Origin of the sequence: Pseudomonas sp. NFX15 (assembly GCF_049132105.1) — a bacterium.
In the GTDB taxonomy this organism is placed as follows: Bacteria; Pseudomonadota; Gammaproteobacteria; order Pseudomonadales; family Pseudomonadaceae; genus Aquipseudomonas.
Map to the genome: position 1 here is coordinate 93,466 of NZ_JAFMPV010000016.1, position 19,257 is coordinate 112,722.

Sequence of the window (19,257 nt, forward strand, 5' to 3'; positions counted from 1 at the left end):
TGGTCCACGGTTCAAGTCCGTGTGGGCCCACCAAACAAGAAAGCCGCGCATTGCGCGGCTTTTTCGTGTCTGGTCGGTGGGAGCGACTGGAACTCTTCAGTTGGAATGACTTCGGCCCCATTTCAAGCCCTTCGACCCACTTCATACGCAAGTGGCGCGCCATCAATGAAAAAACCGGCCAACTCGCAATGTTTACAGCCTCACATCAATCCAAGTCACATCATCGTCTACATCAGTGATTTCAATGGCAGGAGCTGCAAGCACGTCATCCTGTCGAGCATCGGTCAGCTCCGCCCAAAAGCCATCCGTTGCGAACACCAGGCGCTCGCCTGCAGCCACTGAACGGAAAACAAAATCTGGATCCGGGGAACGGTTGGCCCTATAGCAACGGGTGATCAGATGGCGGGCCGGATCAAGCGCAAGTTCCCGATGTGATCGGTCACGCCTCCAGTTCGCCTTGCAATGCGGCGGTGTGAACCACTCGATTCCACCCTCCGCACTGACAACGCCACATGAACAGTCGCCCTCATATGCAAGGGTGAGCTGCCCATGAGAAGCAATACCAACCAAGTAGCTTGTTGTACCGGTCTGCTTAGCAAACAGTGGAGCGTGTAAATCTGTAAGTACAGACCGTAGCAGCTGCTGGACGCCACTATGAGTAGTGTTTTCAGCGCCTTGACTAATACGGGCCTGGCAGGCATCCATCACTGCTTGCACAAATCCATGGGCCAACTGGTCGCTACCGGGCTTCGAAGTGCCATCCACGACAACAAACAGCCCCCTCACGCCATCGAATACCGCGCCAGCGCAATCATGGTTGGCTTCTCGGGCTCGCCCTTTTACCGATCTGACTTCGTATCTCATGCGAGCAGACTCAGATCCTTCATACGCTGATGGATGAGCATGCCACGAGCGGGGTTTGCCCGAACCGAGCCTGAGCTTTGAATTGCGTAGTCGATGCCACTGAGCCTAGACAGCTCACCAACTCCCTTGGCGATGAACTGCAGCAATTCAGTTTCTGCCCCTCGGACCTCCTCCAACAACTCCGGGCGCCCATCAATCAAGATAACGATGTCCTCGACATCCTTGTGATAAGGATCGCCTTCTCCGCGACCACTGAAGGCTTCCAGCTTCGTAGCAAGAAAGTAAGTCGACTTGAAGATCTGTATCTCCAGACCACTGGGTAGCGCGAACTTTACAGCTTGAGCGAGCCCTTCCACGAACCAGCGGTTCGCATAGCCGAGAACAGCCGGATCCGAAGGCATCACATCTACGATGACATCGTTGAAACGAAATCGACAGTTGACCTCGTCTTCCCCTGTGATTTTGAATTTTTTGGCCGCCAGGCGTTCTGTGAGGCGTTGCCAGGCACTCACACCTGCCAACTCGATTACCAAGTCGACATCATCAGTAAACCGGATGTCATCCATGACAGCGGTGTCGGTCACCAGCATTGCCGTCGTGCATCCACCGACAAAGGCAACTTCAGTCAATAATTCTTTGCCCAGACCTTCAGCCACGTACTCGATCAGCTCGTAATTGTGGTCAGCATTTGATGCCATCTTATTTCAGCCCCATCCCTGCCTTGAGTATGTTGACCGCTACTGCGCACTCTCTCGGTCCGCCAACGCGGATCGCATCAACGAGCGCCAAGTAATGATAAAGGGTTCGGTCCTTCTTCACCGCGTCTGGAACGGTTTTGTAGAGCGGCTCAATCGCCTGACCGCGCTCACTCCCGAAAGCATCAGGCCAAACCGGAATGAGCCCACCCGCACTTTTGAGGCTCTTGGACAGCGCCGGCGCTGCAAAGCCGGTGGGTATGCCGCGAACAATTGCACCCAGCTTTACCGGGTAAAAGTATTTGAGGGCATGCTCCGTGATTTTCACGAGCTCTCGGCGGTTCACCTTCGGGAGAGAAGTGTCGTAGTCGTTGGTGAGCAACCCCGCCTCGCGACACCGTGCCATTGAGTTCGAAACCTCACTTTTACTCAGGCCAAGAGATGCCGAGAGTGCGCGCAAGGAGTAACTTTCATTCCAGCTCGACCCTGGAAGGGACGGAACCGCGTCCGACCACCCCTCCCACCCGTCAGCATCACCCATGGGGGTATCAAGCTCCTGCACGCGATAAACCGTGTCTTCTGGATCAGGATTGTGAGCAGCCAATGCGCGCCCCACCGGATCGTCAGCCATCATTGATGGACTCACACCGGGTTCCAACAGCGGTTCAAATAAATCCGCCATTGACTTCGATTCCATTTTTTCAAACAGCTTCTCCTCTTGCGCGTGGAGGCTAGCCATTTTAAAAAGAAGCAAAATATCTTGACTCTTCATGAACTCAAAAAGCCCCGCTGTCCACATTCCATAAAACGTGGACACTTGTCGCACAGGAAAAGTTTTACCGTCAAGCCCTTTTATGACTGCCCTGATTATCGTGCGGGTACTGAATAGAGGCTGTGCGACCGACTCGGGCTTATACGTCAAACTAAAGAGCCAGCCTCTTCGGGCCTTCGCTATTTCCAGTGCTGAACGGCATCACCGCAACTGTCAGTCCAAACACATAACGAAGGGATGGCCTGCACCGCCCGCAACCGTTCCAACATCGGCCCGGTGTACATAACCTCATACGTATCCGCCGCCCTTCCCCACTGCTCCACGATGACCATGCCGTCGACCAGCGCGCCGGCCAATTCGGCAATCGCCTCGGCCTGATCTTCTACGATTTTTTGAGTCCGATCCCACACCCGGTCAGTCATCGCTTTAAGCTGCGCCGCTATTCGCTCACACGACACTGGATCGGTATCGGGGTAGGCGATGTTGCGCAGCAGATGCTGAAGCTCCCTGATTTTTGCGTAATCCTGTTCCGCACCCTGCTCGCCTTTGAGGATGGCTGTGGCCTTCGGTTTATCGACGCGTTTCGCGGCTGAAGGTTTTGAAGGGAATGTCTGCGCCATTGCGCCAGCCAGGAGCACCATCATCCGGGCTTCCAGATGCTCTTTCATGGCTTCTATCGACGAAATGGGGCGCACTAACGTAATGCAAGCCCCTCCTTGGTGCCGCAAATCCATGGTCACCGTCAGGGTCACGCCGCCCGTAACAAAGCCCAAGGCGCGGGCCATGACGTAGTGGCCCATTTCGTGATGGGCGATCTGTAATGCGCGGTCCCGTACTGCGGCAGGCAGCTTCGTTGTCATATCCTTGGCCTCTCACCCACGACAGCATCAATCTTAGTCGATTGCCCACTCTCTTTCGGCCACAAGCGTCGCGTCGAACGAGCCTGTAACATGCTGGACCATTGATTCACGCCTCTGGAGCCACGCCGTTGCCCGACACTCGCCCCCCTGTTCTCGATGAAATCGACCGCCAATTGATCGCGGCCCTGCAGATCAACGCCCGCGAGAGCGTGGCCATGCTCGCCCGGCAACTGGGCATCGCCCGTACCACCGTCACTTCGCGCCTGGCGCGGCTGGAGAAGGCCAAGGTAATCACCGGTTATGGCGTGCGCCTCGGACAGCAGGTGGTGGATGGCGGGTTGCAGGCGTATGTCGGGATCACTGTGCAGCCGCGTTCGGGCAAGGAAGTGGTGCGGCGCTTGAGTGCGATGGCGCAGGTGCAGCAATTGTGCGCGGTGAGTGGTGAATTTGATTATGTGGCGTGGTTGCGCACCGATTCGCCGGAGCAACTGGATCAGTTGCTGGATCAGATTGGCAGTGTGGATGGGGTGGAGAAGACCACGACGTCGATCATCTTGAGCAGCAAGATTGATCGGGGACAGCCGGTTTGAACACCATCTAATGTGGGAGCGGGCTTGCTCGCGAATGCGTCGTGTCAGTCGACTCCACTAGCGACTGATACAGTGCATTCGCGAGCAAGCCCGCTCCCACAGTGATCAGTGTGCATATCAAGATCGTCATATTGAGCAGTAAAATGGCAAAACGACGACACTTTGCGTCTTATTAACGTGTTCTGAGCTCTCTAGAATGGCTGGCATCTTTTCCTATACTCAGATGCGCATTCCGCGTCGGGTCGCCAGCAAGGTCAGCCATGAACAAGAACAATCGCCATCCAGCAGACGGTAAGAAACCAGTCACCATTTTCGGCCCGGACTTTCCTTTCGCCTTCGACGACTGGATCGAACACCCGGCCGGGCTGGGCAGCATCCCCGAGCACAATCACGGTGCCGAAGTGGCGATCGTCGGCGGCGGGATCGCCGGCCTGGTGGCGGCGTATGAACTGATGAAACTGGGCCTGAAACCGGTCGTCTACGAAGCCTCGAAAATGGGTGGCCGCCTGCGCTCCCAGGCGTTCAACGGTGCCGAAGGCATCGTGGCCGAACTGGGCGGGATGCGCTTCCCGGTGTCGTCCACTGCGTTCTATCACTACGTCGACAAGCTCGGCCTAGAAACCAAACCTTTCCCCAACCCGCTGACACCCGCGTCGGGCAGCACGGTGATCGACCTCGAAGGCCAGACTCATTACGCTCAGAAACTGTCGGACCTTCCTGCACTGTTCCAGGAAGTGGCTGACGCCTGGGCCGATGCCCTGGAAGCCGGCTCGCAGTTCGCCGATATCCAGCAAGCCATTCGCGACCGCGACGTGCCACGCCTCAAAGAGCTGTGGAACAAGCTGGTACCGCTGTGGGACGACCGCACCTTCTACGACTTCGTCGCCACTTCCAAGGCGTTCGCCAAGCTGTCGTTCCATCACCGCGAAGTGTTCGGCCAGGTCGGTTTCGGCACCGGCGGCTGGGATTCTGACTTCCCCAATTCGATGCTGGAAATCTTCCGCGTGGTGATGACCAACTGCGACGATCACCAGCACCTCGTGGTTGGCGGCGTGGAACAAGTGCCGCAAGGCATTTGGCGCCATGTGCCGGAACGTTGCGTGCACTGGCCCGAAGGCACCAGCCTCAGCTCCCTGCACCACGGCGCACCGCGTACCGGTGTGAAAAAAATTGCCCACGCGCCGGGTGGCCGTTTCGCCGTCACCGACAATTGGGGCGACACCCGCGAATACGCCGCCGTGCTGACCACCTGCCAGAGCTGGCTGCTGACCACCCAGATCGAATGCGATGAAACGCTGTTCTCGCAAAAGATGTGGATGGCCCTGGACCGCACCCGCTACATGCAATCGTCGAAGACCTTCGTGATGGTCGACCGCCCGTTCTGGAAGGACAAGGACCCGCAAACCGGTCGCGACCTGATGAGCATGACCCTCACCGATCGCCTGACCCGTGGCACCTACCTGTTCGACAACGGCGACGACAAGCCAGGGGTGATTTGTCTGTCGTACTCATGGATGAGCGACGCGCTGAAAATGCTCCCGCACCCGGTGGAAAAACGCGTGAAGCTGGCGCTGGATGCGTTGAAGAAGATTTACCCGAAAGTCGACATCGCCGCGCGGATCATCGGCGACCCGATCACCGTTTCGTGGGAAGCCGACCCGCATTTCCTCGGCGCGTTCAAAGGCGCCCTGCCCGGTCACTACCGCTACAACCAGCGCATGTACGCGCACTTCATGCAGGACGACATGCCGGCCGAGCAGCGCGGCATTTTCATTGCCGGCGATGACGTTTCGTGGACGCCGGCGTGGGTCGAGGGTGCGGTGCAGACCTCGCTCAACGCGGTGTGGGGGATCATGAAACACTTCGGCGGTGCAACTCACACCGAGAATCCGGGTCCAGGAGATGTGTTCAACGAGATCGGACCGATCGCCCTGCCCGAGTAAGAGGAATCCGAAATGCGCGTAGCCCTTTACCAATGTCCACCGCTGCCCCTGGATGTCGCCGGCAACCTGCAACGCCTGCACCAGTTGGCGCTGGAGGCCAAAGGCGCCGATTTGCTGGTACTGCCGGAGATGTTCCTGACCGGCTACAACATCGGCGCCGATGCCGTCAGCGTGCTGGCGGAGGTGCACAACGGTGAATCGGCGCAGCTGATTGCGCGCATTGCCAAGACCGCCGGGATCGCCATTGTGTATGGCTATCCCGAACGCACCGCCGACGGGCAAATCTATAACGCAGTCCAGTTGATCGATGCCAACGGCGAGCGCCTGTGCAACTACCGCAAGACTCACTTGTTCGGCGACCTCGATCACTCGATGTTCAGCGCAGGTTCCGACGAGTTTCCCATCGTTGAACTCAACGGCTGGAAGCTCGGTTTTCTGATTTGCTACGACCTGGAGTTTCCGGAAAACGCCCGGCGCCTGGCACTGGCCGGCGCTGAGCTGATCCTGGTGCCGACCGCGAACATGATTCCGTTCGATTTCGTCGCCGATGTCACCGTGCGTTCCCGTGCCTTCGAAAACCAGTGCTATGTGGCTTATGCCAACTACTGCGGCCACGAAGGCGACATCCACTATTGCGGCCAGAGCAGCATCGCCGCACCGGATGGCAGCCGAATCGCCCAGGCGGGTCTTGATGAAGCGCTGATTGTCGGGGAGCTGGATCGCCAGTTGATGGTCGATTCCCGCGCTGCCAACCGCTACCTGATCGATCGTCGCCCCGAGCTTTACGGCGACTTGAACAAGCGCTGATCCTCGCTTATCCGCTAGCATTGGCACTTCACTGTTCTGGAAGTGCCCATGCCCGCGCTGAATCCCCCTCGCCCCCACACCGAAACCCTGGCCAACGGCTTGCGGGTGACGTTGCGTCATGCCCCGAATTTGAAGCGCTGCGCCGCAGCGTTGCGGGTCGCGGCGGGCAGCCATGATGTGCCGCTGGCGTGGCCAGGGCTGGCGCATTTTCTTGAGCATCTGCTGTTTCTGGGGACTGAGCGTTGGCCTGCTGGACAAGGGTTGATGGCCTACGTGCAAGGTCACGGCGGGCAGGTTAATGCGCGCACCAGCGAGCGCACGACGGACTACTTTTTCGAACTGCCGGTTCAGGCTTTTGCTGGTGGACTGCAGCGTCTGTCAGACATGCTCGCCCATCCACGTATGAATCCAGACGATCAGCAGCGGGAACGGGAGGTGCTGCAGGCGGAATTTGTCGCCTGGTCGCAGGATGCGGCGGCGCAGCAGCAGTTTGCGCTGTCCAATGGCTTGGCCGAAGCTCATCCGCTACGGGGTTTCCATGCTGGCAATCGTGACAGCCTGCTGGTGGAGCAACCTGAGTTTCAACAAGCCTTGCGGGATTTTCATCAGCGCTTTTACCAGACCGGACAAATGACCCTGAGCCTGGCCGGGCCGCAAAGTCTCGATGAGTTGAAGGCACTGGCCGAAGCCTTTGCCAGCGTCATTGCCGTAGGCGAAACAGTCTCGCAACAAGCGCCCGCACCGCTGATGGATGCACCGCACAACAGTTATCAACAGGCGGGGGAACGACGCCTGGACCTGCTGTTCGCCCTCGAAACATTGCCTGGCAACGTGGGCGAAGCGCTGGCGTTCCTGTGCCACTGGCTCAATATGGCCAAACCCGGCAGCTTGCTGGCGAACTTGCGCGAACACGGGCTGGCGCAAAACCTGAAAGCCCAACCGCTGTACCAGTTCGCCGGGCAAGCCTTGCTGCATATCGAGTTCACCCTGTCCGACACAGACTCGGCAGCGGATATCCGCGAACGTCTACTCGACTGGCTCTGTTTCTTTGCCAAGCAGGACTGGAGCCGATTGCGCGAAGAGTACGCCGCCGTGCTGCAACGCCAGCAGCAAGTCAGCAGTGCCTTGCAACTGGCGCGACTGGACAGCGAACAACACGAAGCCGGGCTGTCCGAAAAAGGTGTTGCAGCCCTCCGGCAACTCCTCCACCAAATCGGTGCTGTGGATAACTTCAGCGGCGAATGGCTGTTGCCGACACCTAACCCGTTCCTGCGCGACGAAGCCCCAGCCTCCAACGCCGGGTTGATTCGCGGCCAGACCAGCGCTCACCGCGGCCTGCGCACCTTTGCCCAGGACCGCTCGCGCAGCCGTCGCGAACGTTCACCGATGCAGTTCAGCCAGGCATGGCCGGACAGTGGTGCTGAAGGGGCGATTTACCTGCGCTGGCGTCTGGATTCGGCGCCCGATAGCCACCTTCAATCCCGATTGGAAAACCACCTGCAACCCCTGCGCAAAGACGCACATCAGGCTGGCGTGGACTTTTCCTTCAGCGCATCGGGCAACGAATGGCTACTGAAATTGAACGGACTTCAGGAGCCGATGCCCAGCGTCCTGGAGCATGTGCTGAACGATCTGACAAAACCTGATGCCGCGGTCGCTCAAGCAGAATCGACCAGCGTTGCGCTGATACCGATTCGACAACTGCTCAAGGCATTGCCCGATCACATTCTCGGGCATACCGCGACCTCGAATGACGTGCAGCAACTCTGGTCGAGTGCGCGCTGGGACGGACTGGCCATCGGCTTATCGCCCCAAACCCAAGCGGCCATGGGCCTGGCTTTGAGCCGCATACCCGGCACGCCGGACAATCAGCTGGCGCTGCCCACTTCGATCGCTGCACAACATCTGTGGAGCCGTGTCGATACGGCCTCCAGCGAGCACGCGCTGTTGCTGTTCTGTCCGACAGCCACCCAGGAATTGGCCGACGAAGCCGGGTGGCGTTTACTCGCGCATGTCTGTCAGACGCCGTTCTACCAACGCCTGCGTGTGGAGTTGCAGCTCGGCTATGCGGTGTTCAGCGCCCTGCGGCAGATTCACGGGCAGACCGGACTGCTGTTCGGCGTGCAATCGCCGAGTGTTGCACCAGCGGAACTGCTGCAACACATCGAGCAATTCCTGAAGCAGTTGCCCGAGCTGATCAACGCGCTCGACGACAGCACCTTCAACGCTCAACGGCAGGTCTTGGCGGACCAGTTTTCCGGCGCCACGCTCACCACCAGCCAAGCGGCCGAATTGCTCTGGCAGGGGAAATTGGCTAGCCGTTCGTCGGGTTATCTGACGCAATTGCCCGAGGCTATTTTGCAGATCGACCGGCCCGCTATCCAGGCTGCGGCCCTGCGCCTGAATCAGGCCGAGGGCGGCTGGCGCTGCCTGGCCAGCGCGGCCAGCCCGTGTGAGCCATGGCAAGGGGCAAAATGATCATTACCGGCGCTGCAATGAGCTTTCTCAAAGTTTCACGGACAATCTCTTTGAAATTTTGAGTAACATAGCCACCTAACTATCTGGAACATCTCTGACTTGAGGTGGACTATACCTATAGATAGCGCTGTCCCACCTACCTGAAGGAGTTCAACTTATGGCCTGGACCAAACCTGCCTACACCGACCTGCGTATCGGCTTTGAAGTCACCATGTACTTCGCAAGCCGCTAATCCCTGCCTTGGCAGATGCAGCACAACGCCTCGGTTATCCGAGGCGTTTTATTTTCAGCGTTGAAAGGATGGAGCGTCCATGTTTGTCCAGATTCTAGGTTCCGCTGCCGGCGGCGGTTTCCCCCAGTGGAACTGCAACTGCGTGAACTGCGCCGGCTTTCGCGATGGCAGCCTGCGGGCCAAGGCGCGGACGCAATCGTCGATCGCGATTTCCGATGACGGCGTGAACTGGGTGCTGTGCAACACCTCGCCGGACATTCGCGCGCAACTCCAGAGTTTCGCCCCGATGCAGCCGGGCCGCGCCCTGCGCGATACCGGGATCGGCGCGATCATCCTGATGGACAGCCAGATCGACCACACCACCGGCCTGCTGATGCTGCGCGAAGGCTGCCCGCACCAGGTCTGGTGCACCGACATGGTCCATGAAGACCTGAGCACCGGTTTTCCGTTGTTCATCATGCTGAGCCACTGGAACGGTGGGCTGAACTGGAACCGCATCGAGCTTGATCAAAGCTTCAGCATTCCCGCCTGCCCGAACCTGCGTTTCACCCCGTTGCCCCTGCGCAGCGCCGCGCCGCCTTACTCGCCGCACCGTTTCGACCCGCATCCGGGCGACAACATCGGCCTGATCGTCGAGGACCTGAACACCGGCGGCAAGTTGTTCTATGCGCCTGGGCTGGGCAAGGTCGATGCGCCGCTGCTGGAGATCATGGCCGGCAGCGATTGCCTGTTGGTCGACGGCACGTTGTGGGACGACGATGAAATGCAGCGTCGCGGCGTCGGCACACGCACCGGTCGCGAGATGGGCCACCTGGCGCAGAACGGCCCCGGCGGCATGCTTGAAGTGCTGGAACACCTGCCCAAGCAGCGCAAGGTGCTTATCCACATCAACAACACCAACCCGATTCTGGATGAGGATTCGCCCGAGCGTTCGGAGCTGGATCGGCGTCAGGTTGAAGTGGCGTTTGACGGCATGAGTATTGTTTTGTAAGTCATCGAGACCGCTGCGCGGTCTATCGCGAGCAGGCTCGCTCCCACAGGGGATCGCATTCCAATGTGGGAGCGAGCCTGCTCGCGAAGAGGCCATTTCAAGCACAGAGAATCCACCGGTCCTACCCGGAGAACCGCAATGACCGACACCCCGATGTCCCCCGCCGAATTCGAAGCGGCCCTGCGCGCCAAGGGCGCCTATTACCACATCTATCACCCGTATCACGTGGCGATGTACGAAGGCCGCGCCACCCGCGAGCAGATCCAGGGCTGGGTCGCCAACCGCTTCTACTATCAGGTGAACATTCCCCTGAAGGACGCCGCGATCCTGGCCAACTGCCCGGACCGCGAGATCCGGCGCGAGTGGATCCAGCGCCTGCTCGACCACGACGGCGCGCCCGGTGAAGACGGCGGCATCGAAGCCTGGTTGCGCCTGGGCCAGGCCGTGGGTTTGGACCCGGACCAGTTGCGCTCGCAGGAACTGGTGTTGCCTGGCGTACGTTTCGCCGTGGACGCCTACGTCAACTTCGCCCGCCGCGCCAGTTGGCAGGAAGCCGCCAGCAGCTCGCTGACCGAACTGTTTGCCCCGCAGATCCACCAATCGCGCCTGGACAGTTGGCCGCAGCATTACCCGTGGATCGACCCGGCCGGCTACGAGTATTTCCGCACGCGCCTGGGCCAGGCGCGGCGTGATGTCGAGCACGGTCTGGCGATCACGCTCGAGCACTACACAACTCGCGAAGGCCAGGCGCGCATGCTGGAAATTCTCCAGTTCAAACTGGACATTCTTTGGAGCATGCTCGATGCCATGAGCATGGCCTACGAACTCAAACGCCCGCCGTATCACAGCGTGACCGGGGAACGGGTCTGGCACAAAGGAATCACCTTATGAGTTTTGATCGCAGCAAGACCCCGACCTGGCGCCCTGGCTATCGTTTCCAGTACGAACCGGCGCAAAAAGGCCATGTACTGTTGTACCCGGAGGGCATGATCAAGCTCAACGAAACTGCCGCGTTGATTGGCGGTTTGATCGATGGTCAGCGTGATGTCGCCGCGATCATCAGCGAACTGGACCAGCAATTCCCCGGCGTGCCCGAGCTCGGTGACGACATCGAGCAATTCATGGAGGTTGCCCGTGCACAGCACTGGATCGAACTTGCCTGAGTCATCGGTGCAAGTGCCGCCCAAACCGGAAATCGGCCTGCCCCTGTGGCTGCTCGCCGAGCTGACCTATCGCTGCCCGCTGCAATGCCCGTACTGCTCCAATCCATTGGATTTTGCCGAGCAAGGCAAGGAGCTGAGCACGGAGCAATGGATCAAGGTGTTTCGTGAGGCGCGGGAAATGGGCGCCGCGCAGCTGGGTTTTTCCGGTGGTGAACCGCTGGTGCGCCAGGACCTCGCCGAATTGATTCATGAGGCGCGGCAGCTGGGTTTCTACACCAACCTGATCACCTCCGGCATCGGCCTGACCGAGCAGAAAATCAGCGACTTCAAGAAGGCCGGGCTCGATCACATCCAGATCAGTTTCCAGGCCAGCGACGAGCAGGTGAACAACCTGCTGGCCGGTTCGAAAAAAGCCTTCGCGCAGAAACTGGAAATGGCCCGGGCGGTGAAGGCCCACGGTTATCCGATGGTGTTGAACTTCGTCACCCATCGGCACAACATCGACCAGATCGACCGCATCATCGAGTTGTGCATCGCCCTGGAAGCAGACTTTGTCGAGCTCGCCACCTGTCAGTTCTACGGCTGGGCGCAGCTCAATCGCGTTGGGTTATTGCCGACCAAAGAACAACTGGTGCGCGCCGAACGCATCACCAATGAATACCGCGCAAAACTTGCCGCCGAAGGGCATCCGTGCAAGCTGATTTTCGTCACCCCGGACTATTACGAAGAACGCCCGAAAGCCTGCATGAACGGCTGGGGCAGTATTTTTCTGACGGTGACGCCAGACGGAACCGCCCTGCCCTGTCATGGTGCCCGACAGATGCCGGTGCAGTTTCCCAACGTGCGCGACCACAGCATGCAGCACATCTGGTACGACTCGTTCGGCTTCAACCGCTATCGCGGTTACGACTGGATGCCCGAGCCGTGCCGCTCCTGTGACGAGAAAGAAAAAGACTTCGGCGGCTGCCGCTGCCAGGCGTTCATGCTCACCGGTGACGCCAGCAACGCCGACCCGGTGTGCAGCAAGTCGCCCCAACACGGCGTGATCCTCAAGGCTCGCGAAGAAGCCGAACACGCGACCCAGACCATCGACCAACTGGCCTTTCGCAATGAACGAAATTCACGCCTCATCGCCAAGAGCTGAACCGTTCAGCGCGGCCAAAGCCGTTGCCGCCGGTATCGACTTTGCCGAGTTGCAGGTCGGTCGTCAGGGCCTGTTCTGGAACGAGTACCGCCCCGAAGACGCTGCGTGCCGGATCTGGCATTGGCGTGACGGCGCGGCGAATTGCCTGACGCCGCCGGGGTTCAGTGTTCGCAGTCGAGTGTACGAATATGGCGGTGGGGCGTTTTGTCTGACGGATGACGGTATCGTTTTCGTCAACGAGGCCGACCAGCAGTTGTATCGGCAATCGTTGCGAGGTGAATCGCCCGAAAGGCTAACGTCCGGCGCGTACCGTTATGGCGATCTGCAGTTCGCCAACGGGCAGGTACTGGCCGTCGAGGAAGATCACGATAAGCACCAACTGGTCGCGATCGATTGGCTGGACGGTGCGCGCCACTTGTTGGCCGAAGGAGCTGATTTTTACGCCGCACCGACGATGAGTCCTGATGGCCGGCGCCTGGCCTGGATCGAGTGGAGTCGCCCGAATCAGCCATGGACCGCGACCCGCTTGATGGTTGCCGAACGCATGGCCAATGGCAGCTTGACCCAACCGCGTTGTGTGGCGGGCGACGGCGCACAAGAGTCTGTGCAACAACCGCAGTTTGATGCCGACGGTCGCTTGTATTGTCTGACCGACCGCGCCGGTTATTGGCAGCCATGGAGGGAATCTGAAAACAGACTGGTTCCTTTGCCAAGTGCCGCCGCCGACCATGGCCCCGCCCCGTGGCAACTGGGCGCCAGCACCTGGTTACCGCTGGACGATGGGCATTATCTGGCCAGTTGGACCGAGGGCGGGTTCGGTCGATTAGGCATCAGCGGCGAGTCCAGCGCCGACCTCACCGGCGATTACAGCCGCTTCCGTTCGCTTGCCGTGGATGAGCAGTTCGTCTACTGCATCGCAGCGTCGCCCGTCTGTTCAACGGCGGTCATCGCCATCGACCGCCAGAGCCGACAAGTGAAGGTGCTGGCCGGCGGCATCGCACCACTTCTTCCCGAACAGATCAGCCGCCCGCAAACCTTGCGTTACCCAAGCGGCTCAGGCGAGGCCCACGGCTTTTTCTTTCCGGCAATGACCGGCGAAGCGCCACCGCCGCTGGTGGTGTTTATCCACGGTGGCCCGACGTCGGCGTGCTATCCGATGCTCGATCCGCGCATCCAGTATTGGGCACAACGCGGGTTCGCCGTGGCGGATCTCAATTATCGAGGCAGCAGCGGCTATGGTCGGGCATATCGCCAGGCGCTGCACTTGAGCTGGGGCGACGTTGATGTCGAAGATGCTTGCGCGGTGGTCGCTTATCTGGCCGGGCGGGGTTTGATTGACGGTGAGAAAGCATTCATTCGCGGCGGCAGTGCCGGTGGCTACACCACACTTTGCGCGCTCGCGTTCCATAATGTTTTTCGCGCCGGCGCCAGCCTGTATGGGGTCAGCGATCCCGTAGCGCTGGGTCAGGCAACTCACAAGTTCGAAGGCGATTATCTGGACTGGCTGATCGGCGACCCGGTGCAAGATGCCGAACGCTACGCCACCCGCACCCCGCTTTTACACGCGAAAAACATCCGCGTGCCGATGATCTTCTTTCAAGGAGAACTGGATGCCGTGGTCGTCCCGCAGCAAACCCGCGACATGGTCGAGGCCCTGCAGGACAACGGCATCCTGGTCGAAGCGCATTACTACGCGGACGAACGCCATGGCTTTCGCAAGGCCGGTAACCAGGCTCATGCGCTGGAGCAGGAGTGGTTGTTTTATCGGCGGGTGATGGAGCACACCGGCTGAAATCGGCGGTGCTCCAATCGCTGGCAAGCCAGCTCCTACAGAACGGTGATCCCCTGTAGGAGCTGGCTTGCCAGCGATCCCGATCTATCTAGTACCGCAAAAACTCAGCGCTTGGCGATGATGTACACCGCGTGCACGATCCCCGGAATGTAACCGCACAACGTCAGCAGAATATTCAGCCAGAACGCGCCGCCGAATCCTACTTGCAGAAACACGCCCAGTGGCGGCAACAGGATGGCGATGATGATGCGAATAAAGTCCATGAGGAAACTCCTGATTGGGGTGGGCTCGTTCAAGCCCTACAGCTAATCGACCTGTGCCGTTTGTCAGGGTTCAGTCCCTCTACTCCAGAGCTGGGCGACTCGTTGCGTTTCGCGGACAAAAAAAACGCCCCACGCCAAAAGTATCGGGCGTGGGGCGTGCGTATTACCGCGAGACGGTTCTGGAAGTGTGTAGGGCGCGTCTGATCAGACGGCGATCCCTTTGCGGCACTGCAATTGCGCGCTGCGTACTCGGGAGAAGGCGCGGGCCAGGCGCAGGAGCATTTCGTCGATGTTGGCGTTGCTGACATTCAGCGCGGGGGTGAAGCGCAGGCAGTCGGGTTGCGGGGCATTGAGCAGCAAGCCTTCGTACAGCGCGGCCTTGACGACTGCATCGGCGCAATCGTCCGACAGCGTCAGCCCCCACAGCAGCCCCTGTCCGCGCAGTTCGCCATGGCCATAACGATGGGCCAGTCGTCCCAGGCCTTCGCGCATGTGCTGGCCGGTTTGTGCGGCGTGTTTGAGAAAAGCCTTGTCCTGCACGCTGTCGAGGACCGCGAGCCCCGCCGCGGTCATCAGTGCGTTGCCATGGTGCGTGCCGGTTATTTCGCCAGGCTCGCAACAGCAAGCCCTGCCCCGCGCCAGTAAGGCAGCCAGTGGCACCCCTGCGCCAAGCCCTTTGCCCAGCACGACGATATCTGCCTTTACGCCGTACGACTGTTCCGCGAGCAAGGTGCCGCAACGGCCGATGCCGGTTTGCACCTCATCGAGGATCAGCAGAATGCCGAGTTCACGGCACAAACGCTCAACGCCCTTGAGGTAAAGCGCGGTCGCCGGGATCACGCCGGCTTCGCTCTGGACCGGTTCGAGCATGATGGCCACGGTCCGCTCATCCACAGCCGCGTGCAACGCCGGAAGATCATTGAACGGTACGTGGCTGAAGCCTGGCAGTTGCGGCTCGAATCGGTTGGTCAGGTTCACGCTGTCCGACGCGGAAATCGTCGCCAGGCTACGACCATGGTTACCGTTGTTGGCCACAATGATTCGTGATGCGCCACCGCGATGTTGTTGACCCCATTTGCGCGCCAGTTTGATCGCCGCCTCACAGGCTTCGCTGCCGGTATTGAGCAGGTAGGCCTGATCGCTGTCGGTGCTGGCACACAGCTGTTCGGCAAGGTGGAGCATGCCGCGGTTATGCAGGCCAAAACCCGGATTGATCAGCGATTGCGCCTGGGCAGTGAGGGCATTGACCAGAACCGAAGGGCTGTGACCCAGACTGTTGGCTCCGCCGCCCTGGGTAAAGTCCAGATAGGCGCGGTCTTCGCTGTCCCACAACCACGAACCCTGGCCGCGCACAAACACCTGTTTCGGCCGCTCGACACTGGGCATCAAGTACTCGCTGGAAAACCTATTGCCGTTGGAAGGCAGGGAGGCGTCAAGGACCAAGTCATCGAGACTGGGAGTATTGCGGCGCAGACTGAACAGATTCATTCAAAAAAACCTCTTTTAAGGTTTTTTGCCTTACCTATGTAAACACCATCGAAGTAAACGCTAATCATCGCGCTCATTGGCCCTGTAAGCCTTGTGAATGCGGTTAGACTAGGCGTTGACGAGGCGTTGAGCCATTTCGATTTCCCAGCTTTTTTGATAAGTATTACTTATGGATTTCAAGCAACTGCGTTATTTCGTCGCGGTGTATGAAGAAGGTCATGTGGGCCGGGCTGCCGAGCGTTTGTCGATCTCGCAGCCAGCGCTGTCGCAGCAGATCCGCCATCTGGAACAAAACCTCGAGGTGAGCCTGTTCGAACGCAGCAGCAAACGCCTGTTGCCGACCCTCGCGGCCCATACCCTGTACAACCACGCCCAGCCGCTGCTCGATGGTTTGCAACGGGCGCGGGAAGCGCTCGGCAACTTCAAGGGGCAGGCGTTGCGCACCCTGGCCATCGGCGTGTTGCAGACAGTGCACACCAGCCTGGTGCCGCAGATGCTCGAACGGGTGCGCAAGGCGCAGCCGCATCTGGTGGTGCAGATCTATGAACTGACCGGTCTGGAAATCGAGCGGCGCCTGCTCAATGGCTCTCTGGATATCGGCATCGGCTACCTGCCGCCCCGCCAGCCCGGATTACATGGCGTGATGCTGTACGAAGATGAACTGACACTGGTCATCCCGGCGGACCATCCGCTGCGTGAGTTCAAGAAAGTGTCCATGAGCCAGGCAGCGGAACTGCCGATGTTACTGCTGGGCGAAGAGTTTCAGATCCGGCAGATCTGGCAGACCCAACTGGCGAGCCTTGGGCGCCGCCCACAAGTGCAAGCCGAACTGAACAACATGGCCGGCATCCTCGACAGCCTGCCGCACACGCGCCTGGCGACCGTGCTGCCCGGGCGCTCGCAAAAGACCCATGGCAGCCACGAACTGCTGTGGAAACCCTTGAGCGAACCGCGAGTACCGCTGAAAGTCGGACTGGTGTGCCGAGATGTGCAACGGCAACAGGCCTCGCTGGCCTTGCTGCGGACATTGCTGGAGGAAGTGATTAACGGACCGGATCAACGCTTGAACAACGCGCAGGCTTTGCAAGGGACAAGCTGAAAACTTTTCTTCAGGCAAAAGAAAACCCCGCCGAAGCGGGGCTTTGCAGACTGTTTCCCTGACATCCATTTCGCTCCGCCGTCCTGGCAGAATCCTACGTGTCCGTGTTGTTGCTTTGCGCTTCCTGCGCTACGTCCATGTGAAGTAGATTAGCTGTGGATCCAAAATGCTTCTATGGGAGAACAGCAGCACGCCATGTAAGCGAATGCTTACATGGGCGCCTTCATCAGAATTGCCCGGCATCCAGCAGGAACAACGATTCGCTACCGGCCTTCACCGACGCGCTCAACGAGTGAATGCGTGGCAGCAGGCGGGCGAAATAGAAGCGTGCGGTGCCCATTTTGCTGGCGTAGAAATCGTCCTGCGTTTCCTTGCCCACTGCAGCTTTGGCCATCAGGGCCCACATGTAGGCGTAAGCCACATAGCCGAATACCTGCAGGTACTCGACCGACGCCGCACCGATTTCATTCGGATTAGTCTTGGCCCGGTCCAGCAGCCACGCAGTCAGCTCGTCGAGGGTGGTCACCGCATCGTTCAGCGGCTTGGTGAACTCGGCGAGGTCCGCGCTCGCGGTGGCCGTAAAGTGGCGAATCTCGTCGGCAAACAGGTTATAGAACGCGCCGCCGCTGCCGACGATCTTGCGCCCGACCAGGTCCAGCGCCTGAATGCCGTTGGTGCCTTCGTAGATCTGGGTGATGCGCACGTCACGCACCAACTGCTCCTGGCCCCATTCGCGGATGTAGCCGTGGCCACCAAACACTTGCTGGCCGTGGACTGTGGTTTCCAGGCCCAGGTCGGTCAGGAATGCCTTGGCCACCGGCGTCAGCAACGCGACCAGGTCTTCCGCACGCTTGCGGGTAGTGGCGTCTTCGCTGAACTTGGCGGTGTCGAGTTGCATCGCCACGTAGGTGGAGAACGCACGGCCACCTTCGTTCGAGGCTTTCATGGTCAGCAGCATGCGACGCACGTCCGGGTGGACGATGATCGGGTCAGCCACTTTGTCCTTGTTCTGCGCGCCGGTCGGCGAACGGCTTTGCAGACGGTCGCGGGCGTATTCCACGGCGTTCTGGTACGAGCGCTCGCCCGTGGCCAGGCCCTGGATACCGACACCCAGACGCTCGTAGTTCATCATGGTGAACATCGCCGCCAGGCCTTTGTTCGGTTCGCCAACCAAGTAGCCCACCGCTTCATCGAAGTTCATCACGCAGGTCGCGGACGCCTGGATGCCCATCTTGTGTTCAATCGAACCGCAGTTGGCCGAGTTGCGCGCGCCCAGGCTGCCATCGGCATTGACCATGAACTTCGGCACCAGGAACAGCGAAATGCCTTTCGGTCCCGCCGGTGCGTCCGGCAGCTTGGCCAACACCAGGTGAATGATGTTTTCGGTGAGGTCGTGCTCGCCACCGGTGATGAAGATCTTGGTGCCGCTGACCTTGTAGGAACCGTCGGCCTGAGGCTCGGCCTTGGTGCGGATGATGCCCAGGTCGGTGCCGGCATGCGGCTCGGTCAGGCACATGGAACCGGCCCAGACGCCGGCGTACATATTCGGCAGGTACGCCGCTTTCAGCTCTTCGCTAGCGTGGGCGTTGATCGACAGGCAAGCACCGGCGGTGAGCATCGGGTACAGGCCGAACGACAGGCTGGCAGAGTTGACCATTTCTTCGACCTGGGCCGAAACGGCCTTGGGCATGCCCATGCCGCCGTAGGCCGGGTCGCCACCGACACCGACCCAACCGCCTTCAGCGTAAGTCTGATAAGCCTGTGGGAATCCCGCCGGCGTGGTGACGGCACCGTCCGCCCAATGGCAACCTTCTTCGTCCGCGGCACGGCTCAGCGGGGCGATGCTTTTGCTGGTGACCTTGCCGGCTTCTTCCAGGATGGCTTCGACCGTTTCCGCATCCACGGTTTCAGCCAGTGCAGGCAGTTCGGCCCAGAGTTTGGCGACCTCGAAAACTTCATTGAGGACGAAGCGCATATCGCGCAGGGGCGCTTTGTAGTCAGCCATGGCAAACCTCGCAAGATCTATACAGGTGATTCACAGGAAGAGTGTTTTCGTTGGGTCGGAGTGTACCCCAA

At 59.7% G+C, this 19,257-nt stretch carries 18 protein-coding genes; 11 read left to right on the forward strand and 7 right to left on the reverse strand.

Translation table 11 applies throughout. From position 1 onward, the window contains the following. Positions 1-192 precede the first annotated feature (192 nt). The 4 genes from J1D76_RS17895 to J1D76_RS17910 form a co-directional block, all read right to left on the reverse strand. Positions 193-864, reverse strand: a complete 672-nt coding sequence (locus J1D76_RS17895; protein WP_421139581.1) for a PP2C family protein-serine/threonine phosphatase — start codon at positions 862-864, stop codon at positions 193-195. Further along, entirely contained in the window at positions 861-1,562 is a 702-nt protein-coding gene (locus tag J1D76_RS17900; protein WP_421139583.1) for a hypothetical protein, read from the reverse strand. The genes J1D76_RS17895 and J1D76_RS17900 overlap by 4 nt, the downstream gene beginning before the upstream one ends. Position 1,563: 1 nt before the next feature. Next, positions 1,564-2,358, reverse strand: a complete 795-nt coding sequence (locus tag J1D76_RS17905; RefSeq protein WP_421139613.1) for a MarR family transcriptional regulator — start codon at positions 2,356-2,358, stop codon at positions 1,564-1,566. Positions 2,359-2,510: 152 nt separating this feature from the next. Further along, positions 2,511-3,191, reverse strand: coding sequence for a peptidase M41 (locus J1D76_RS17910; protein WP_421139584.1), 681 nt, complete (start codon positions 3,189-3,191; stop codon positions 2,511-2,513). Between the two features lie 128 nt (positions 3,192-3,319). On the opposite strand from J1D76_RS17910, the gene J1D76_RS17915 reads away from it, so the two are divergent. From J1D76_RS17915 to J1D76_RS17960, 10 genes are all read left to right on the forward strand, one after another. Then, positions 3,320-3,781 carry an Lrp/AsnC family transcriptional regulator gene (locus J1D76_RS17915; RefSeq protein WP_421139586.1) on the forward strand — a complete coding sequence of 154 codons (462 nt, stop codon included), beginning with the start codon at positions 3,320-3,322 and terminating at the stop codon, positions 3,779-3,781. A 260-nt stretch (positions 3,782-4,041) separates the two neighbouring features. Then, on the forward strand, positions 4,042-5,724 hold the full coding sequence (locus J1D76_RS17920) for a flavin monoamine oxidase family protein (RefSeq protein ID WP_421139587.1): 1,683 nt from the start codon (positions 4,042-4,044) through the stop codon (positions 5,722-5,724). A 12-nt stretch (positions 5,725-5,736) separates the two neighbouring features. Continuing rightward, entirely contained in the window at positions 5,737-6,531 is a 795-nt protein-coding gene (locus tag J1D76_RS17925) for a carbon-nitrogen hydrolase family protein (protein ID WP_421139588.1), read from the forward strand. A gap of 48 nt (positions 6,532-6,579) precedes the next feature. Further along, positions 6,580-9,009: a pyrroloquinoline quinone biosynthesis protein PqqF gene (gene pqqF, locus J1D76_RS17930; RefSeq protein WP_421139589.1), complete on the forward strand. Its 2,430-nt coding sequence runs from the start codon at positions 6,580-6,582 to the stop codon at positions 9,007-9,009. A 157-nt stretch (positions 9,010-9,166) separates the two neighbouring features. Then, positions 9,167-9,241, forward strand: a complete 75-nt coding sequence (pqqA, locus tag J1D76_RS17935) for a pyrroloquinoline quinone precursor peptide PqqA (RefSeq protein ID WP_003444522.1) — start codon at positions 9,167-9,169, stop codon at positions 9,239-9,241. A gap of 79 nt (positions 9,242-9,320) precedes the next feature. Then, complete coding sequence (gene pqqB, locus J1D76_RS17940) at positions 9,321-10,232, forward strand: pyrroloquinoline quinone biosynthesis protein PqqB (protein ID WP_421139591.1); 912 nt, start codon at positions 9,321-9,323, stop codon at positions 10,230-10,232. A gap of 138 nt (positions 10,233-10,370) precedes the next feature. Continuing rightward, entirely contained in the window at positions 10,371-11,123 is a 753-nt protein-coding gene (pqqC, locus tag J1D76_RS17945; RefSeq protein WP_421139592.1) for a pyrroloquinoline-quinone synthase PqqC, read from the forward strand. After that, on the forward strand, positions 11,120-11,395 hold the full coding sequence (pqqD, locus tag J1D76_RS17950) for a pyrroloquinoline quinone biosynthesis peptide chaperone PqqD (protein ID WP_421139594.1): 276 nt from the start codon (positions 11,120-11,122) through the stop codon (positions 11,393-11,395). Before pqqC ends, pqqD begins: the two co-directional genes overlap by 4 nt. Continuing rightward, the gene (gene pqqE, locus J1D76_RS17955; RefSeq protein ID WP_421139595.1) at positions 11,367-12,539 is read left to right on the forward strand and encodes a pyrroloquinoline quinone biosynthesis protein PqqE; all 1,173 of its coding nucleotides are present in this window, start codon (positions 11,367-11,369) and stop codon (positions 12,537-12,539) included. Before pqqD ends, pqqE begins: the two co-directional genes overlap by 29 nt. Further along, positions 12,505-14,331 (forward strand): S9 family peptidase, encoded by a 1,827-nt coding sequence (locus J1D76_RS17960; RefSeq protein WP_421139596.1) that lies wholly within the window; start codon positions 12,505-12,507, stop codon positions 14,329-14,331. The genes pqqE and J1D76_RS17960 overlap by 35 nt, the downstream gene beginning before the upstream one ends. 104 nt (positions 14,332-14,435) lie before the next feature. Here J1D76_RS17960 and J1D76_RS17965 read toward each other — a convergent pair whose 3' ends face one another. Next, a complete protein-coding gene (locus tag J1D76_RS17965; RefSeq protein ID WP_003228885.1) occupies positions 14,436-14,594 on the reverse strand; it encodes a YqaE/Pmp3 family membrane protein in 159 nt (52 codons plus the stop codon). A 204-nt stretch (positions 14,595-14,798) separates the two neighbouring features. Further along, a complete protein-coding gene (locus tag J1D76_RS17970; RefSeq protein ID WP_421139597.1) occupies positions 14,799-16,082 on the reverse strand; it encodes an aspartate aminotransferase family protein in 1,284 nt (427 codons plus the stop codon). 169 nt (positions 16,083-16,251) lie between these two features. Here J1D76_RS17970 and J1D76_RS17975 point away from each other — a divergent pair, with 169 nt between their 5' ends. After that, complete coding sequence (locus tag J1D76_RS17975) at positions 16,252-17,181, forward strand: LysR family transcriptional regulator (protein ID WP_421139598.1); 930 nt, start codon at positions 16,252-16,254, stop codon at positions 17,179-17,181. Between the two features lie 226 nt (positions 17,182-17,407). Here J1D76_RS17975 and J1D76_RS17980 read toward each other — a convergent pair whose 3' ends face one another. After that, positions 17,408-19,186, reverse strand: coding sequence for an acyl-CoA dehydrogenase C-terminal domain-containing protein (locus tag J1D76_RS17980; protein ID WP_421139599.1), 1,779 nt, complete (start codon positions 19,184-19,186; stop codon positions 17,408-17,410). Positions 19,187-19,257: the final 71 nt, after the last annotated feature.